At 62.0% G+C, this 17414-nt stretch carries 12 protein-coding genes; 9 read left to right on the top strand and 3 right to left on the bottom strand.

Translation table 11 applies throughout. The features are described 5' to 3' along the window. Positions 1 to 32: 32 nt before the first annotated feature. The gene (gene smc / locus E8F20_RS09675) at positions 33 to 3521 is read right to left on the bottom strand and encodes a chromosome segregation protein SMC (RefSeq protein ID WP_280283553.1); all 3489 of its coding nucleotides are present in this window, start codon (positions 3519 to 3521) and stop codon (positions 33 to 35) included. A 13-nt stretch (positions 3522 to 3534) separates the two neighbouring features. Continuing rightward, on the bottom strand, positions 3535 to 4194 hold the full coding sequence (locus tag E8F20_RS09680; protein WP_280283554.1) for a GntR family transcriptional regulator: 660 nt from the start codon (positions 4192 to 4194) through the stop codon (positions 3535 to 3537). A 383-nt stretch (positions 4195 to 4577) separates the two neighbouring features. On the opposite strand from E8F20_RS09680, the gene xdhA reads away from it, so the two are divergent. The 5 genes from xdhA to guaD all read left to right on the top strand — a co-directional run bounded on the left by xdhA (position 4578) and on the right by guaD (position 10886). Continuing rightward, a complete protein-coding gene (gene xdhA / locus E8F20_RS09685; RefSeq protein WP_280283555.1) occupies positions 4578 to 6017 on the top strand; it encodes a xanthine dehydrogenase small subunit in 1440 nt (479 codons plus the stop codon). After that, entirely contained in the window at positions 6010 to 8406 is a 2397-nt protein-coding gene (gene xdhB, locus E8F20_RS09690; protein WP_280283556.1) for a xanthine dehydrogenase molybdopterin binding subunit, read from the top strand. The genes xdhA and xdhB overlap by 8 nt, the downstream gene beginning before the upstream one ends. Before the next feature lie 57 nt (positions 8407 to 8463). After that, positions 8464 to 8613, top strand: coding sequence for a hypothetical protein (locus E8F20_RS09695; protein WP_280283557.1), 150 nt, complete (start codon positions 8464 to 8466; stop codon positions 8611 to 8613). After that, complete coding sequence (gene xdhC, locus E8F20_RS09700; RefSeq protein ID WP_280283558.1) at positions 8610 to 9443, top strand: xanthine dehydrogenase accessory protein XdhC; 834 nt, start codon at positions 8610 to 8612, stop codon at positions 9441 to 9443. Before E8F20_RS09695 ends, xdhC begins: the two co-directional genes overlap by 4 nt. Before the next feature lie 135 nt (positions 9444 to 9578). After that, positions 9579 to 10886: a guanine deaminase gene (gene guaD, locus E8F20_RS09705; RefSeq protein ID WP_280283559.1), complete on the top strand. Its 1308-nt coding sequence runs from the start codon at positions 9579 to 9581 to the stop codon at positions 10884 to 10886. 357 nt (positions 10887 to 11243) lie between these two features. Here guaD and E8F20_RS09710 read toward each other — a convergent pair whose 3' ends face one another. Continuing rightward, positions 11244 to 12014, bottom strand: coding sequence for a GntR family transcriptional regulator (locus E8F20_RS09710; protein WP_280283560.1), 771 nt, complete (start codon positions 12012 to 12014; stop codon positions 11244 to 11246). A gap of 617 nt (positions 12015 to 12631) precedes the next feature. On the opposite strand from E8F20_RS09710, the gene E8F20_RS09715 reads away from it, so the two are divergent. From E8F20_RS09715 to dctM, 4 genes are all read left to right on the top strand, one after another. After that, positions 12632 to 13981, top strand: coding sequence for an NCS2 family permease (locus E8F20_RS09715; RefSeq protein WP_280283561.1), 1350 nt, complete (start codon positions 12632 to 12634; stop codon positions 13979 to 13981). Positions 13982 to 14350: 369 nt separating this feature from the next. Next, positions 14351 to 15346 carry a C4-dicarboxylate TRAP substrate-binding protein DctP gene (dctP, locus tag E8F20_RS09720; protein ID WP_137820800.1) on the top strand — a complete coding sequence of 332 codons (996 nt, stop codon included), beginning with the start codon at positions 14351 to 14353 and terminating at the stop codon, positions 15344 to 15346. 75 nt (positions 15347 to 15421) lie between these two features. Further along, complete coding sequence (locus tag E8F20_RS09725; protein ID WP_280283562.1) at positions 15422 to 16069, top strand: TRAP transporter small permease; 648 nt, start codon at positions 15422 to 15424, stop codon at positions 16067 to 16069. After that, a complete protein-coding gene (dctM, locus tag E8F20_RS09730; protein WP_280283563.1) occupies positions 16066 to 17349 on the top strand; it encodes a C4-dicarboxylate TRAP transporter large permease protein DctM in 1284 nt (427 codons plus the stop codon). The genes E8F20_RS09725 and dctM overlap by 4 nt, the downstream gene beginning before the upstream one ends. Positions 17350 to 17414 lie beyond the last annotated feature (65 nt).

Below are 17414 nucleotides of genomic sequence, written 5' to 3' on the forward strand. Positions count from 1 at the left end.
AGACCCATCTGGAGTTCGCATTCGACTGGCTACTAGGCTTCAACCATCGACATCGCCTCCTCGACATCCACCGCTACCAGGCGCGAGCATCCGGGCTCGTGCATGGTTACGCCCATCAACTGGTCGGCCATTTCCATGGCGATCTTGTTGTGGGTGATATAGATGAATTGCACCTTCTCGGACATTTCCTTCACCAGTCGCGCATAACGGCCGACGTTGGCGTCGTCCAGCGGCGCATCCACTTCGTCCAGCATGCAGAAAGGCGCCGGATTGAGCTGGAAGATCGCAAAGACCAGGGCCAGCGCGGTAAGCGCCTTCTCACCGCCGGACAGCAGGTGAATCGTGCTGTTCTTCTTACCCGGCGGCCGCGCCATGATGGCCACACCGGTGTCCAGCAGGTCTTCGCCTGTCAATTCCAGATAAGCATGGCCACCGCCGAACACTTTCGGGAATAGTGCCTGCAGACCGGCGTTGATCTGGTCGAAGGTTTCCTTGAAGCGATTGCGAGTTTCCTTGTCGATCTTGCGGATGACGTTTTCCAGCGTCTCCAGGGCTTCCACGAGGTCGTCATTCTGCGCGTCCAGATAGCGCTTGCGCTCGGACTGCTGCTGGTATTCGTCGATGGCCGCGAGGTTGATCGGCCCGAGGCGCTGGATGCGCGCCGCCAGTCGCTCGAGCTCCTCCTCCCAGGCACTTTCGCTGGCTTCGGTCGGAAGCGTGGCGAGCACCCCGTGCAGATCGTAGCCGTCTTCATGCAGTTGATCCTGCAGTGTCTTGCGACGAACCGTTAGGGCCTGCCATTCCAGACGCTGTTGCTCCAGTTGGCCACGCAGCAATTGCGCCTGCTGCTCGGCCTGGGTGCGGCGTTTTTCAGCGTCGCGCAACTCACGGTCGGCATCTTCCAGGGCCAACCTGGCCAGCTTGAGCTCTTCCTCTACGCCCAGGCGTTTGTCCAGCAATTCCTCTAGTTTCAGGCGCAGCTCCTCCAACGGCGCAGCGCCCTCCTCCAGGTTCAGGCTGAGCTGTTCGCGGCGCTCGTTGAGGCGCTCGAATTGCAACGACAGGCGTTCCAGGGCCTGACGCGTGGAGTCATGTTGCGCTCGCAGCGAGCCGACGCGCACCGCCAGTTGATGGGCATGATCCTTGTGCTGGCGAGCCTCCTGGCGAATCCGGTCAAGACGCTCGCGCAGGCTGTCGCGCTCGGCGAGCAGTTTCTCGCGCTGCTCGGTGTCGCTGGCCATTGCATCCAGGGCGTCCTGCAGGGTCAGGCGCGCCTCGCCCAACTGTTCGAGCTCCAGGGCGCGCTGCTCATCCAGTTCCCGGACTTCATCTTCCAGGCGACGACGGCGCAAGGTCAGTTGCTCCACTTTCGCCTGCTGGGCGGACAGGCGAGCCTTCAGTTCGCCCAGATTGCGCGACTCTTCCTGCAACAGACGGCGCTGCTGCTCGCGGGACTCCTCCTGCTGGCGCTGGCTGTCGCGCAGCTGGTGCAGGCGTTCCTCCAGCTGCTCAAGAGCGGCTTCGCGCTCTTCGCGTTCGGCATGCAGACGTTCCAGCTCCTGGCCACGGGCGATCAGGCCGCTCTCCGCTTCGCTGGCGCGGCGAACTCGCAGGAAGTTGCGACCGACCCAGTAACCGTCACGGCTGATCAGGCTTTCGCCCTCGCCGAGCGTGCCGCGCTGGGCCAAGGCCTGATCCAGGTTCTCCACCGGCAAGACCTTGGCCAGCCAGGGCGCCAGATCAATAGGCGCCTCTACCTTCTCCAACAGACTGCCGGGGGCTCGCACCCCGCCCCTGCCGGCGCTGGCCAGGCGCAGCTCACCCTGGCTGAAACCGGATAGATCGAGGCCGGTGAACTCCTCCAGCAACACGGCCTGCAGATCGGCGCCGAGCACGGTTTCCACCGCCAGCTCCCAGCCCTGCTCCACCCGCAGGCCTTCGGCGAGACGCGGACGTTCGGACAACTGCTGTTCACGAAGCCATTCGGCAGCGCCCTTGCCAGGGTTCAGTGCGGCCTGCTGCAGGGCTTCCAGCGAAACGATGCGTCCATTCAGCCTCTGCAGCTCGCCCTGGGCCTGCTGCTGGGCCTGATTGGCCTGCTGCAGCTCTTCACGCAGCTCGTCCAGGCGTTCCGCCAGGCCTTGCTCGGCGACATGGAGCTCTTCCAGGCGCATTTCGCCTACAGCGAGTTCCTCGCTCAGCTCCAGCACCGCCGCATCTTCCGGATCAGCGGCCAGTTGAGCACGCTCATCGTTCAGGCGGCGCTCGCGCTCAAGCAGACGCTCCAGGCTCTGCTCCAACTGCTGGATGCGCGACTGCTGCACCTCAGCCTGGCGACGTGGTTCGGCGCTGCGCTGGTTGAAACCATCCCACTGTTCCTGCCAGGCGTGCATGCCCGTTTCGGCTTCTTCCAACTGGGCGGAGGCTTCTTCCGCAGCGGCGGCGCTCATTTCCTGTTCAGGGCCAAGCGTGTCCAGCTCTTCGCTCAGCGTGGCGAGCAAGGTACGGTCGTGGCCCAGGTGGGATTCGGTTTCCTGACGCGCGCGCTCGGCATCGCGCAGGTCGTCCTGCAGCTGACGCAACCGCTGTTGGCCGTGCTGGATGCTCTGCTCGACGCGGGCGATATCACCACCCACGGAGTAGAAGCGCCCCTGCACCAGATTGAAGCGTTCGGACAGCTCATGATGCCCGTCACGCAGACGCTCGATGCTCGCGTCGGCGTTGCGCTGTTCGGCCACCAGGGCCTCGAAGCTGACTTCCTGGTTGCCGATCACCGCCTCGCGCTGGCCGACCTGGTCGTTCAACGCCTGCCATTTCAGGGCGGCGAGCTGGGCCTTGAGCTGACGCTCCTCGGCCTTGTACTCCTGGTACTTCTCGGCGGACTGGGCCTGGCGATGAAGGCGCTCCAACTGACGCTCCAGCTCCTCACGCAGGTCAGTCAGGCGCGCCAGGTTCTCCTGGGTACGGCGGATGCGGCTCTCGGTCTCGCGACGGCGTTCCTTGTACTTGGAAATACCGGCCGCTTCTTCGATGAAGTTACGCAGGTCCTCGGGCTTGGCCTCGATCAGTTTGGAGATCATCCCCTGCTCGATGATCGAATAGCTGCGCGGCCCCAGGCCGGTGCCGAGGAAGATATCGGTGATGTCGCGACGGCGGCACTTGGTGCCGTTGAGGAAATAGGTGTTCTGGCCGTCGCGGCTCACGCGGCGGCGAATGGAAATCTCGGTGAAGGCGGCGTATTCGCCTACCAGGCTGTTGTCGGAGTTGTCGAAGATCAGCTCGATGCTGGCCTGGGCCACCGGTTTGCGAGTGTTGGAGCCGTTGAAGATGACGTCCGTCATCGACTCACCGCGAAGGTTCTTCGCCGAACTCTCACCCATAACCCAGCGAACGGCGTCGATGATGTTCGACTTTCCGCAACCATTGGGACCGACCACGGCCGCCATGTTGCTGGGGAAGCTGACAGTGGTCGGGTCCACGAAGGACTTGAACCCGGCCAACTTGATGCACTTCAACCGCATCGGCGCGCTCCGCTCAACGCTCGGCCAGGGCCGCGAGCACCAGCTCGCAGTTCTGTTTGCCGTAGCCCAGCAGTACTTCCCGAATCTTCGCCTGGTCGCGGCCAATCACGGCCATCAACAGGTCGTCGAAAACCGCGCCGAACTGGCTCATCTGGCCACGGCGGCGCTCCAGGGCGATGTAGTAGGTACGCGCGATGGCCGGCTGCAGGTTGTCCAGGGTCTGCTGCAGGTAAGGGTTATCGGCGAACGGATAGGCCGCCTGCATGATGGCGAAGCTTGAGTCGACGAACGCCAGGATGTCTTCACGCTCGCGCGCTTCCGCCAAGCGCTGCTGAATCGCTCGGAATGGCGCGAGATCGTCCTCAACACGCCAGTGCTCGGCAACGGCGTAACCCAGCAGGATGTAGAGTTCCATCACGAGGGTATAGAGGCTGCGCACATGCTGCTGCGTCAGCTCGGACACCTGGGCGCCACGACGCGGCAGGATGGTGATCAGGTGGCGACGCTCGAGGATCAGTAGCGCCTCGCGCACTGAACCACGGCTGACATTCATGGCCTGGGTGACTTTCTGTTCCTGGATGCGCTCACGCTCTTTCAGCTCGCCGCGGATGATGCGTTCGGCCAAATGGTGGGCAATCTGCTCGGAGAGGCTGTCCGGTGCCTTGAACGTCATGGTTTTCCTTTGAACTGGGGAACATTGTGCGCTGTGCCGGAGCTTTCCCACGCCAAAGCTCCGGCGCTGACAGTACTACGGGTACGGGCAGTGGACGCAAGAGCAAAAGGGGGAAATGTCCGGCTCTGCCGCAGGACGCTGGCAGCGGGCGGAGTTTATCACAAGGCAGCAACAGCTCCTGTCCTCCCTTACCTACACTTAGGGCAGGTGGCACGAATTGCGCTTGAACCTTGAGACAGAGCCGGTACGGCGGGCTAATAACCGAAAGAGATGAAGATTTCCTGACTTCCGAGTCAAATATTTATTGACCCAAAAGTCAGACACCTCTAAATTTGCCCCCATACGAGCCCTCGTAAAAACAATAAAGTGCCTGGAGGTCGTCCTTGATCCAGTTTTTACTCAATCGGGAGCTGCGCACCGAGCAAGCCCTCGATCCCAATGTCACGGTGCTCAACTACCTGCGTGAGCATGTCGGCAAACCCGGTACCAAAGAAGGCTGTGCCTCGGGCGATTGCGGTGCTTGCACCGTGGTAGTCGGCGAGCTGGACGGGGACCGCGTCCGCTATCGCACCCTCAACTCCTGCCTGACCTTCGTGTCCTCGCTGCACGGCAAGCAACTGATCACCGTGGAAGACCTCAAGCACCAGGGCCAACTGCACTCCGTGCAACAGGCCATGGTTGATTGCCACGGTTCCCAGTGCGGCTTCTGCACCCCCGGATTCGTCATGTCGCTGTTCGCGCTGCAAAAGAACAGCAACGGCTTCGACAAGGCGCAGACCATGGAAGCCCTGGCCGGCAACCTGTGCCGCTGCACCGGCTATCGCCCGATCATCGACGCCGCCGAGCAGGCCTGCTGCCAGAAGCAGCCGGACCAGTTCGATAATGCCGAAGCGCAGACCGTCGCCCAGCTGAAGGCCATCGCCCCACGCGAAACCGCCGAGTTGAACAGCGGCGACAAGCGCTGCCTGGTGCCGCTGACCGTGGCAGACCTGGCCGACTTCTACGTCTCCAACCCGCAGGCCCGCCTGCTGGCCGGTGGCACCGACCTGGCCCTGGAAGTCACCCAGTTCCACCGTGAGCTGCCGGTCATGATCTATGTTGGCCATATCGACGCCATGAAGCGCATCGAGGAGAACGGCGACTTCATCGAAATCGGCGCAGCCACTCCGCTGTCCGACTGCTACGAAACCCTGTCGCGCGAGTACCCGGACTTCGGCGAGCTGCTGCACCGCTTCGCCTCCCTGCAGATTCGTAACCAGGGCACCCTGGGCGGCAACATCGGAAACGCCTCGCCCATCGGCGACGCCCCGCCGCTGCTGATCGCCCTGGGTGCCGAGATCGTTCTGCGCAAAGGCAACCAGACCCGCATCCTGCCGCTGGACGAATACTTCCTCGACTACAAGGTCACTGCCCGCCAGGATTCCGAGTTCATCGAAAAGGTACGCGTGCCCCGCGCCCGCAAGAACCAGGCGTTCCGCGCCTACAAGGTGTCCAAGCGCCTGGACGACGACATCTCCGCTGTCTGCGCCGCCTTCAACCTGGTGATCGAGAACGGTGTGGTACGCAAGGCCCGAGTCGCCTTCGGCGGCATGGCCGGCATTCCCAAGCGCGCAAGCGCCTGTGAACAGGCCCTGATCGGCGCCTCCTGGTACCCGGGCACTGTCGAGCGCGCCTGCGAGGCCCTCGCCAAGGACTTCACCCCGCTCTCGGACTTCCGCGCCAGCAAGGAATACCGCCTGCTGACCGCGCAGAACCTGTTGCGCAAGTTCTTCCTCGAACTGCAATCCCCAGAAGTCGAAACCCGGGTGACCGCGTATGTCTAACAATCACCATCACAAAACCCAGGAAGAACTGGCGGAACTGTTCCGTGCCGATATCACCACCGGCGTCGGCCGCAGCGTCAAGCACGAGAGCGCGCCGAAACACGTGACCGGCGAAGCCGTGTACGTGGATGACCGCCTGGAGTTCCCCAACCAGCTCCACGTCTACGCCCGCATGAGCGACCGCGCCCACGCGCGCATCACCCGCATCGATACCACACCCTGCTACCAGTTCCCGGGCGTGGCGATTGCCATCACCGCCAAGGACGTGCCCGGCCAGTTGGACATCGGCCCGGTGGTCGCCGGTGACCCGTTGCTGGCAGACGGCAAGGTCGAGTATGTCGGTCAGGTGATACTGGCCGTCGGCGCCGACAGCCTGGAGACCGCGCGCAAGGCCGCCATGGCAGCCATCGTCGAGTTCGAGGACCTGGAGCCCGTGCTGGACGTTGTCGACGCCCTGCGCAAAAAGCATTTCGTGCTGGACAGTCATCAGCACAAGCGCGGTGACTCGACCACCGCACTGGCCAATGCGAAGAACCGGCTGCAAGGTTCCTTGCACATCGGCGGCCAGGAACACTTCTATCTGGAGACCCAGATCTCCTCCGTCATGCCCACCGAAGACGGCGGCATGATCGTCTACACCTCCACCCAGAACGCCACCGAAGTCCAGAAGCTGGTCGGCGAAGTGCTGGGCGTGCCGATGAACAAGATCGTCATCGACATGCGCCGCATGGGCGGCGGTTTCGGCGGCAAGGAAACCCAGGCGGCCGGCCCGGCCTGCCTGTGCGCCGTGATCGCGCACCTGACCCGTCGCCCGACCAAGATGCGCCTGCCGCGCATGGAAGACATGTCGATCACCGGCAAGCGCCACCCCTTCTACGTCGAGTACGACGTGGGCTTCGACGATAACGGCCTGCTCACCGGCATTGAGCTGGAACTGGCCGGCAACTGCGGCTATTCGCCCGACCTGTCTGGCTCCATCGTCGACCGCGCGATGTTCCACTCGGACAACGCCTACTTCCTCGAAAACGCCACCATCAATGGCCACCGCTGCAAGACCAACACCGCCTCGAACACCGCCTACCGTGGTTTCGGTGGCCCTCAGGGCATGGTCGCGATCGAAGAGATCATGGACGCCATTGCCCGCAGCCTCGGCAAGGACCCGCTGGAAGTTCGCAAGCTGAACTACTACGGCAAGGACGAGCGCAACGTTACCCACTACTACCAGACCGTCGAGCACAACATGCTCGCCGAGATGACGGCCGAGCTCGAAGCCAGCAGCGAGTATGCCAAACGCCGCGAGGAAATCCGCGAGTTCAACGCCAAGAGCCCCGTGCTGAAGAAAGGCCTGGCGATGACCCCGGTGAAATTCGGCATCAGCTTTACCGCCACCTTCCTCAACCAGGCCGGCGCGCTGGTGCACGTCTACACCGACGGCAGCATTCACCTGAACCACGGCGGCACCGAGATGGGCCAGGGCCTGAACACCAAGGTCGCCCAGGTCGTGGCCGAAGTCTTCCAGGTGGATATCGGCCGCATCCAGATCACCTCCACCAACACCGACAAGGTGCCCAACACCTCGCCGACCGCGGCATCCAGCGGTACGGACCTGAATGGCAAGGCGGCGCAGAACGCGGCTGAAACCATCAAGGGACGGCTGGTGGAGTTCCTCGCCAATCACTTCAAGGTGACGGCCGAGGATGTGGAGTTCAAGAACGAGCAGGTGCGCGTGCGCGACCGTTATCTTTCCTTCGAGGAAATGATTCAGCTCGCCTACTTCAACCAGATCTCGCTCTCCAGCACCGGCTTCTACCGCACACCGAAGATTTTCTACGACCGCGACAAGGCCTCCGGCCGCCCCTTCTACTACTTCGCCTACGGCGCAGCCTGCGCCGAAGTCCTCGTGGACACGCTGACCGGCGAGTACAAGATGCTGCGTACCGACATCCTGCATGACGTGGGTGCCTCGCTGAACCCGGCCATCGACATCGGCCAGGTCGAAGGTGCCTTCGTCCAGGGTATGGGCTGGCTGACCATGGAAGAGCTGGTCTGGAACGCCAAGGGCAAACTGATGACCAACGGCCCGGCCAGCTACAAGATCCCGGCCATTGCCGACATGCCCATCGATCTGCGCGTGAAGCTGGTGGAGAACCGCAAGAACCCCGAGCAGACGGTATTCCACTCCAAGGCTGTGGGCGAACCACCCTTCATGCTTGGCATTGCCGTCTGGTGCGCCATCAAGGACGCCGTGGCGAGCCTCGGGGACTACAAGGCCCAGCCGAACATCGACGCGCCGGCCACCCCCGAACGCGTGCTCTGGGGCGTCGAGCAGATGAAGAAACTGCAACAACCCGCCAAGGCCGCCACGCAGACGCAGCCCGAACCGGCATGACCCGTGGCGGCCGCCCCGCAAGGGTCGGCCGCCACACGAAGCCCACGGTGAAAAACAATGACAATATCCACCGATCGACCGAAGACACCGCAGCAAGACACCGAAGCCGTCCTGCTGGAAACGCTGCCTGCACCTGTGCGTCCCAAGGACGACTGGCGCCTGTCGCGAACCACCAGGCCACTGCGTAGCTGGAGACTGAGCAAATGAGTTGGATCAGCGCCCTCGCCGACCTGCAGCAACGCAGTGAACCCTGCGTGCTGGTGACCATCATCGAGGAGCGCGGCTCGACCCCGCGCAATGCCGGCTCCAAGATGGTTGTCACTGCCGAGCGTATCTTCGAGACCATCGGTGGCGGTCATCTCGAATTCAAGGCGATGGAGATCGCCCGCGAGATGCTCGAAAATCGCAGCCAGGACACCCGCCTGGAGCGCTTCAGCCTGGGCGCCAGCCTCGGCCAGTGCTGCGGCGGCGCCACCGTGCTGCTATTCGAACCCATGGGCCAGCCCCAGGCGCATATCGCCGTGTTCGGCGCTGGCCACGTTGGCCGTGCCCTGGTGCCGCTGCTCGCCAGCCTGCCCTGCAAGGTGCGCTGGATCGACTCGCGGGAGAATGAGTTCCCGGAGCACATTCCGGCCGGCGTGGAGAAAGTGGTCAACGAAGACGTGATCGACGAGATCGCCGAGATGCCCAAGGGCAGCTACTACATCGTCATGACCCACAATCACCAGCTGGACCTGGAACTGACAGCCGAAATCCTCAAGCGCAACGACTTCGCCTACTTCGGCCTGATCGGTTCGAAGACCAAGCGCGTCAAGTTCGAACATCGTCTGCGCGAGCGTGGCTTCGCCGCCGAAACCGTCCAGCGCATGCGCTGCCCGATGGGCATCCAGGACGTCAAAGGCAAGCTGCCGATCGAGATCGCCATCTCCATCGCCGGTGAAGTCGTCGCCACCTACAACGTCAACTTCGGCCAGGAAGTGAAAAAGGGCGAGACAGTCGCCAAGCTGATTCCTTCCTCCCGCCGTGAACAGGCCTGAGTTCTTTCCTCTTCCTTGGGAAGTGGATAACGCGTAGTGCCGGGTGGGGGGAGCCGCGTGACAGGGCGCCCCCCACTTCGGCCCCTCCCCTTGGGCGAGGACGCAAGAATCGTAATGCTAACGAACGAGACTGACATGACCAGCCACGTAACCGCCTACCGCTCCGCCATCCTGCACAGCATCGCCGACCCTGCCCTGGTGGGCGTCGAGCAGTCCTACCAGTATTTCGACGACGGCCTGCTGGTGGTTGAGGACGGTCGCGTCAAGGCCCTGGGCGAAGCCAAGTCCCTGCTGCCGGGCCTGGATGCCAGCGTCGAAGTGCGTGAATACCGCGACGCCCTGATCACCCCAGGCTTCATCGACACCCACATCCACTTCCCGCAGACCGGCATGATCGCCTCGTACGGCGAGCAACTGCTGGACTGGCTGAACACCTACACCTTCCCCACCGAAAAGCAGTTTGCCGACAAGGCCCATGCTGCTGACGTTGCTGGCATCTTCATCAAAGAACTGCTGCGCAACGGCACCACCACGGCCCTGGTGTTCGGCACGGTGCACAAAGAGTCGGTGGACGCCTTCTTCGAAGCCGCGCAAGCGCTCAATCTGCGGATGATCGCCGGCAAGGTGCTGATGGACCGCAACGCCCCGGACTACCTCACCGACACCGCCGAATCCGGCTATGCCGACAGCAAGGAATTGATCGAGCGTTGGCACGGCAAGGGTCGCCTGCACTATGCGGTCACCCCGCGTTTCGCCCCCACCAGCACCCCGGAACAACTGGAGCTGGCCGGCAAGCTGTATGCCGAGTACCCGGGCCTGTACATGCACACCCACCTGTCCGAGAACCGCAAGGAAATCGAGTGGGTGAAGGAGCTGTTCCCGGAGCGCAAGGGCTATCTGGACGTCTATGACCACTTCAAGCTGATCGGCGAGCGCTCGGTATTCGCCCACGGCGTGCACCTGTGCGATGACGAGTGCAAACGCCTCGCGGAAACCGGTTCGGCGGTAGCGTTCTGCCCCACCTCCAACCTGTTCCTCGGCAGCGGCCTGTTCGACCTGCAGAAACTGGAAGAGTACGGCGTGCGCGTTGGCCTGGGCACCGATGTCGGCGCCGGCACCAGCTTCTCCCAACTGCAGTCGCTCAACGAGGCCTACAAGGTCATGCAACTGCAGGGCAAGAAGCTCGACCCGTTCAAGTCCCTGTACCTGGCCACCCTGGGCGGCGCCCGCTCGCTCTACCTGGATGACCGGATCGGCAACTTCCAGAGCGGCAAGGACGCTGACTTCGTAGTCCTCGACTACAAAGCAACCCCGCTGATGGATTACCGCCTGCAGCAAGCTCGCAGCCTCGAGGAAAAGCTGTTCGCCCTGACCATCCTCGGCGACGACCGTACTGTGAAGGAAACCTTCGCCGCCGGCCGCAGCGTGCATCAGCGCGGCTAATGCTCGCATGATGAAAAGAACCCCGCTTCGGCGGGGTTTTCTTTTGGCGCCCCAGTGAGGGCGAACTCATTCGCTCTGTCTGCGTAAAGTGCTGAAGGTCCAGGAATCCTTTGTAGGAGCTGGCTTGCTAGCGAATGCGGACATATTCGCCCGCAAGAACTCGGCGTGCTACAGGCTCCAACAGGTGCTCACGCTCACCGGGTGGCTAACGCAGACATAGCCAACTCATTCGCCAAGGATCGCGCAGTGGCCCTGGAAGCTGCTCCGGGGGCAGGTCTTCGACCTGCTTGGCGAATGAGTTCGCCCCTACAGAAAGCAAAAAGCCCCGCATGCGCGGGGCTCATTCGTCAGGCTGGCTCAGGCGCTGCGGGGCGTGTTGCGGCCCGGCTTCTTCTTGGTCTGCAGCAGGTGCGAGAACACCGCGTGCAGGTCATCCGAAGCGCCGCCTTCGTCCAGGTTCAATTTGTCATCGATGTGATCCATGTGATGCATCATCAGCATCACCGCGCGCTCGGCGTCGCGCGACTCGATGGCATCGATCAGGCGATTGTGTTCATCGAAGGAACAGTGGGAGCGGCTACCGCTCTCGTACTGGGCAATGATGAGCGACGTCTGGGACACCAGACTGCGCTGGAAACTGACCAGAGGAGCGTTCTTCGCTGCCTCGGCCAGCTTCAGGTGGAACTCACCGGAAAGACGGATGCCAGCACCACGGTCGCCACGAGAGAAGCAAGCCTGCTCCTCGTTGACCATCTGTCGCAGCTCCTGCAACTGCTCGGCGGTGGCGTGTTCCACCGCCAACTCGGTAATGGCGCGCTCCACCAGGCGGCGGGCGTAGAAAATCTGGCGGGCTTCCTCGACGCTCGGACTGGCGACGACTGCACCGCGATTCGGCCGCAACAGCACAACGCCTTCATGGGCGAGGCGCGACAGTGCGCGACGAATGATGGTGCGGCTGACGCCGAAGATCTCGCCCAGGGCCTCCTCGCTCAGCTTGGTACCGGGTGCGAGGCGCTGCTCGAGAATGGCATCGAAAATATGCGCATAGACGACATCGTCCTGCGTGCCGCTGCGAGTGCTTTTGGCGGTGCGCGGCTGCTTCTTGAGTGGCTGCAACTGTTCGTTCATGGGGGCTCGCGTCAAAGGGATTCGGCGGTCTTCCAGGGCCCTTTTTGCCCCTCTCCGCCGGGCTGAGCAGGTGTGTCAGCGAGGAAAATCAGGGAAAAAGCGAGTGATATTGTACACAATCATCCAGCCTTGAACAGTTTCGCCGCAGCTCAAGCCCTATTCCTGACCAGTTGCACAGGTTTTTCAGGTACTTCTCGAATCGCTCCGATCGACGAAGGCTTAAGCGACAGAAAGACAGATTTCCCTACATTTTTTTGTCATAAGCACGATTGCTCCAGTGCCATTCAGTGCTTTGGCACCTCCTTCCCCTTCCTGTTCTCGCGCAATCGATTCTTCTCAAGTCATTGTTTTTAAATAACTTTGTCAATTCATCAGACAGCGAATTGTCGCAACAGAACTTGCCCGCTCGGTCAGCTTTAATGAATTGGGGCAATTTTTCGAACACTGAAAACATTATTTGTTTTTTTTGTATACAAAGGCATAATCGCGCCGTGACTTCCTGACCCTCAGGTCAAGTATTAAGGGGAGTGCACCACTCACGCCATCCGCCTCAGTCAGTCCGGAGCCAACTCCAGGCTCTGGGTGAACAAAACAAAAGAGATGAGGAGTACCACGCTGTGGAAAGCATCAAACAACAAGAACAAGGAACGTACGCCGCAACACCACCCTCCAAAGGCCTGCTTGAACGCCTCTTCAAGCTCAGCCTTCACGGCACCACCGTGAAAACCGAACTGGCTGCAGGCCTGACCACCTTCATCACCATGGCCTACATCATTTTCGTCAACCCGAACATCATGGCCGATGCCGGGATCGATCATGGCGCGGCCTTCGTTGCTACCTGTCTTGCCGCAGCCTTCGGCTGCCTCCTCATGGGTCTTTACGCCAACTGGCCGGTGGGTCTCGCCCCGGGCATGGGCCTGAACGCCTTCTTTACCTACACCGTGGTCAACACCATGGGCTACAGCTGGCAGATCGCGCTTGGCGCGGTGTTCCTCTCCGGCGTGCTGTTCATGATCCTGACCTTCTCGCGCATCCGCGAATGGCTGCTCAACAGCATTCCAAGCAGTCTGCGGTTCGCCATGGGCGCGGGGGTCGGCCTGTTCCTCGGGCTCATCGGCCTGAAGACCGCCGGTATCGTGGTTGCCCATCCGGCCACGCTGGTGCATATCGGTGACCTGACCTCCCCCGGTCCGCTGCTGGCCGCCATCTGCTTCCTGATGATCGCCGTGCTGGAATACCGCCGTATCTTCGGCGGCATCCTGATCAGCATCCTCACCGTCACCCTGGTCGGCGTGGGTCTGGGCATCGTCAAGTTCGGCGGCGTGTTCTCCATGCCCCCGAGCCTGGCCCCGACCTTCATGGCCATGGACATCACCGGCGCGTTCGACGTGACGATGGTAAGCGTGATCCTCGCCTTCCTCTTCGTGCACATGTTCGACACCGCCGGCACTCTGATGGGCGTGGCCCAGCGTGCCAACCTGGTGCAAGAGGACGGCCGTATCGAGAACCTGTCCAAGGCCATGAAGGCAGACAGTGCCTCCAGCGTGTTTGGTGGCGTGCTCGGCGTACCGCCGGTCACCAGCTACGTTGAGAGTGCTGCTGGCGTGGCCGCTGGCGGTCGCACCGGTCTGACTGCGGTAACCGTGGGCATCCTGTTCATCGCCGCCATGTTCTTCGCCCCGCTGGCCGGCATGATCCCCGCGTACGCCACCGCCGGCGCGCTGATCTACGTTGCGATGCTGATGATGGGCGGCATGGCCCACATCGACTGGAAAGAACACACCGAGACCATTCCGGCCATCGTCACCGTGATCATGATGCCGCTGACCTTCTCGGTCGCTGACGGCATCGCGTTGGGCTTCGTGACCTACGTCGTAATGAAGGCTTTCACCGGCAAGTACAAGGATGTGTCGGTAAGCCTTTATGCACTTTGCGCCATCTTCGTCGCGAAGTTCATCTTCCTGTAACCGATCCGCCACCGCGAGACCGAGCCCTGTCGCCATGCGACGGGGCTTTTCATTTCTACCTGAAGAATGATCCGACGCCAGGCTGGCGGATTTCCGCCACACACGACCAACCAAATGGCGGAAACCCGCCACGAAATCCTCCATCGCCCCCCCCCTCAGCGCCCTCCCACCCCCGCCAGTCCTGACCTGCAGACTGCTGGCACAGTGCTTGCCATGTGATCGGCAAGCGAGCCAACAAGAACAAGCCAAGCCGCGTTTTCACGATCCAACCGACCAAATCGCGGTTGCCGCCTAGACTCCTTCTTGTTGCCTCGCTCGGACTGCCCCTGGCCGTCCAGACCCGATCAAGAACAACAAGAGGATGCATCAATGTTCAAACCTGCTCTGAAAGCGCTCGCCTGCGCCCTCGCGCTGGGTGCCGCTGGCCTGGCCCAGGCCGCCGATCCCATCGTGATCAAGTTCTCCCACGTCGTGGCCGAGCACACCCCCAAGGGGCAAGGCGCATTGCTTTTCAAGAAGCTTGCGGAAGAACGCCTGCCCGGAAAGGTGAAGGTAGAGGTCTACCCCAACTCTTCGCTCTTTGGTGACGGTAAGGAAATGGAAGCCCTGCTGCTCGGCGACGTGCAGCTGATCGCACCATCCCTGGCCAAGTTCGAGCAGTACACCAAGCAGGTGCAGTTGTTCGACCTGCCCTTCCTGTTCAACGACATCCAGGCCGTGGATCGCTTCCAGCACAGCCCCGAAGGCCAGAACCTGCTCAAGTCGATGGAAAGCAAGAACATCACCGGACTGGGTTATTGGCACAACGGCATGAAGCAGCTCTCGGCCAACAAACCCCTGCGCGAACCGAAGGATGCTCGCGGCCTGAAGTTCCGCGTGCAGGCCTCCGCCGTGCTCGAGGAGCAGTTCAAGGCCGTGCGTGCCAACCCTCGCAAGATGAGCTTTGCCGAGGTGTACCAAGGGCTGCAGACCGGCGTGGTCAACGGTGCCGAGAACCCCTGGTCGAATATCTACTCGCAGAAGATGCACGAGGTGCAGAAGTACATCACCGAGTCCAACCACGGCGTGCTCGACTACATGCTGATCACCAACACCAAGTTCTGGAACGGTCTACCAGCGGACGTTCGCTCCGAACTGGAGAAGATCACCGTGGAAGTGACCAACGAAGTGAACAAGCAGGCCGAGGCGCTGAACCAGGGCGACAAGCAGCGCATCATCGATGCCAAGACCAGCGAGATCATCGAGCTCACTCCCGAGCAGCGCAACGAATGGCGCGAGGCCATGAAACCGGTGTGGAAGAAGTTCGAAGCTGAAATCGGTCCAGACCTGATCAAGGCCGCTGAAGCCGCCAATCAGGCCCAGTAAGACGCCCCGTCCGGGGTTGGCGGTTTTCCGCCAGCCCCGAACAAACGACGCTTCTGCCATCGGGAGATGCCATCCATGAACGCTCTGCGGCGCGTCTGGGACCACTTCGAGGAAGGTTTCATCGCCTTCCTTCTGGCGGCCATGACGCTGGTGACCTTCGTCTACGTCATCCTCAACAACCTCTATACCCTCTTCTACAACCTGGCTGACCGCTGGGAGGCCGCCAGCGAGGTGCTCTTCGGCATCGGCGACAGCATCCTTGCCATGGCCCAGGCCATGACCTGGAGCAACTCGCTGACCAAGGCGCTGTTCGCCTGGCTGATCTTCTTCGGCCTGTCCTACGGCGTGCGTACCGCCGGCCACATCGGCGTCGATGCCCTGGTCAAGTTGACCACCCGCCCGGTGCAGCGGGTCCTGGGAATCATCGCCTGCCTGTGCTGCCTGCTGTATGCGGGACTGCTGGCTGTCGCCAGCTTCGAGTGGGTGCAAACCCTCTTCACGGCAGGAATCGGCGCCGAAGACCTCGGCCACTATGGCGTCCAGCAATGGCACATCGGCCTGATCGTGCCCGCGGGATTCGGTCTGGTCTTCATCCGCTACGCGGAAATTTTCGTTCGTATCCTGCAGAACCGGCAGACCGGTCTGGGCCTCGCCGATGAGGCTGCCGAAGCGCTCAAGCTGACCGAGCACGACGAGCCACAGCACAAGGAAGACAAGCAATGACTGTCCTGTTTCTCTTCTTCCTGCTCTTCCTGTTGATGTTCATCGGCGTACCCATTGCCATCTCGCTCGGCCTTGCCGGTTCGATGACCATCATTCTGTTCAGCCCGGATTCGGTGCGATCCCTGGCGATCAAGCTGTTCGAAACCTCTGAGCACTACACCCTGCTGGCAATCCCCTTCTTCCTGCTGGCCGGGGCCTTCATGACCACCGGTGGTGTGGCGCGGCGCCTGATCGACTTCGCCAACGCCTGCGTCGGCCACATCCGCGGCGGCCTTGCGATTGCCGCGGTGCTGGCCTGCATGCTGTTCGCCGCGCTGTCCGGTTCCAGCCCGGCCACGGTGGCCGCCGTGGGTTCCATCGCCATCGCCGGCATGGTGCGCTCGGGTTATCCGCAAGCCTTCGGCGCGGGCATCGTCTGCAACGCTGGTACCCTGGGCATTCTCATTCCGCCTTCAATCGTGATGGTGGTCTACGCCGCCGCCACCGAAACCTCGGTGGGCAAGCTGTTCATGGCCGGCGTCGTACCCGGGATCATGCTCGGCATTGTGCTGATGGTGGCGATCTACATCATCGCCGTGAAGAAGAACCTGCCGGCGCTACCACGCGCCACATTCCGCGAATGGCTGAACGCCGGGCGCAAGGCCCTCTGGGGCCTGCTGTTGATGGTGATCATCCTGGGCGGCATCTACAGCGGCATGTTCACGCCAACCGAAGCCGCGGCCGTGGCAGCCGTCTACTCGGCCTTCATCGCCCTGTTCGTCTACAAGGACATGAAGCTGAGCGAAGCGCCGAAGGTGCTGCTGGAGTCCGGCAAGCTGAGCATCATGCTGATGTTCATCATCGCCAACGCCATGCTGTTCGCGCACGTGCTGACCACTGAGCAACTGCCCCAACAGATCACTGCGTGGGTGATCGATGCCGGCCTGACACCAGTAACCTTCCTGCTGGTGGTGAACATCGTGCTCCTGATTGCCGGCGCCTTCATGGAACCCTCGGCAATCATCCTGATCCTGGCCCCGATCCTCTTCCCGATCGCGATGAAACTGGGCATCGACCCCATCCACCTGGGCATCATCATGGTGGTGAACCTGGAGATCGGCCTGGTAACGCCACCCGTGGGGCTGAACCTCTTCGTCACCTCGGCCGTGACCGGCATGCCGCTGACCTCCACCATCCGCGCAGCGATGCCCTGGCTGATGATACTGCTGGCCTTCCTCATCCTGGTCACCTACGTACCCTGGATCTCCCTGGCCCTGCCGAACTGGTTGGGCATGACCTGATCCCTTGCGCATCTCCCCGTGATGCGTTTCAGCCCGGCCTTGCGCCGGGCTTTTTTATGAGCACC

The organism is Pseudomonas sp. BN415 (assembly GCF_029871195.1).
GTDB lineage: Bacteria > Pseudomonadota > Gammaproteobacteria > Pseudomonadales > Pseudomonadaceae > Metapseudomonas > Metapseudomonas resinovorans.

What these genes read in the sequence shown, in the direction of transcription:
- smc (WP_280283553.1), bottom strand. Translation starts at nt 3,521, where the DNA reads ATGCGGTTGAAGTGCATCAAGTTGGCCGGGTTCAAGTCCTTCGTGGAC.
- E8F20_RS09680 (WP_280283554.1), bottom strand. Translation starts at nt 4,194, where the DNA reads ATGACGTTCAAGGCACCGGACAGCCTCTCCGAGCAGATTGCCCACCAT.
- xdhB (WP_280283556.1), top strand. Translation starts at nt 6,010, where the DNA reads ATGTCTAACAATCACCATCACAAAACCCAGGAAGAACTGGCGGAACTG.
- E8F20_RS09695 (WP_280283557.1), top strand. Translation starts at nt 8,464, where the DNA reads ATGACAATATCCACCGATCGACCGAAGACACCGCAGCAAGACACCGAA.
- xdhC (WP_280283558.1), top strand. Translation starts at nt 8,610, where the DNA reads ATGAGTTGGATCAGCGCCCTCGCCGACCTGCAGCAACGCAGTGAACCC.
- guaD (WP_280283559.1), top strand. Translation starts at nt 9,579, where the DNA reads ATGACCAGCCACGTAACCGCCTACCGCTCCGCCATCCTGCACAGCATC.
- E8F20_RS09710 (WP_280283560.1), bottom strand. Translation starts at nt 12,014, where the DNA reads ATGAACGAACAGTTGCAGCCACTCAAGAAGCAGCCGCGCACCGCCAAA.
- dctP (WP_137820800.1), top strand. Translation starts at nt 14,351, where the DNA reads ATGTTCAAACCTGCTCTGAAAGCGCTCGCCTGCGCCCTCGCGCTGGGT.
- E8F20_RS09725 (WP_280283562.1), top strand. Translation starts at nt 15,422, where the DNA reads ATGAACGCTCTGCGGCGCGTCTGGGACCACTTCGAGGAAGGTTTCATC.
- dctM (WP_280283563.1), top strand. Translation starts at nt 16,066, where the DNA reads ATGACTGTCCTGTTTCTCTTCTTCCTGCTCTTCCTGTTGATGTTCATC.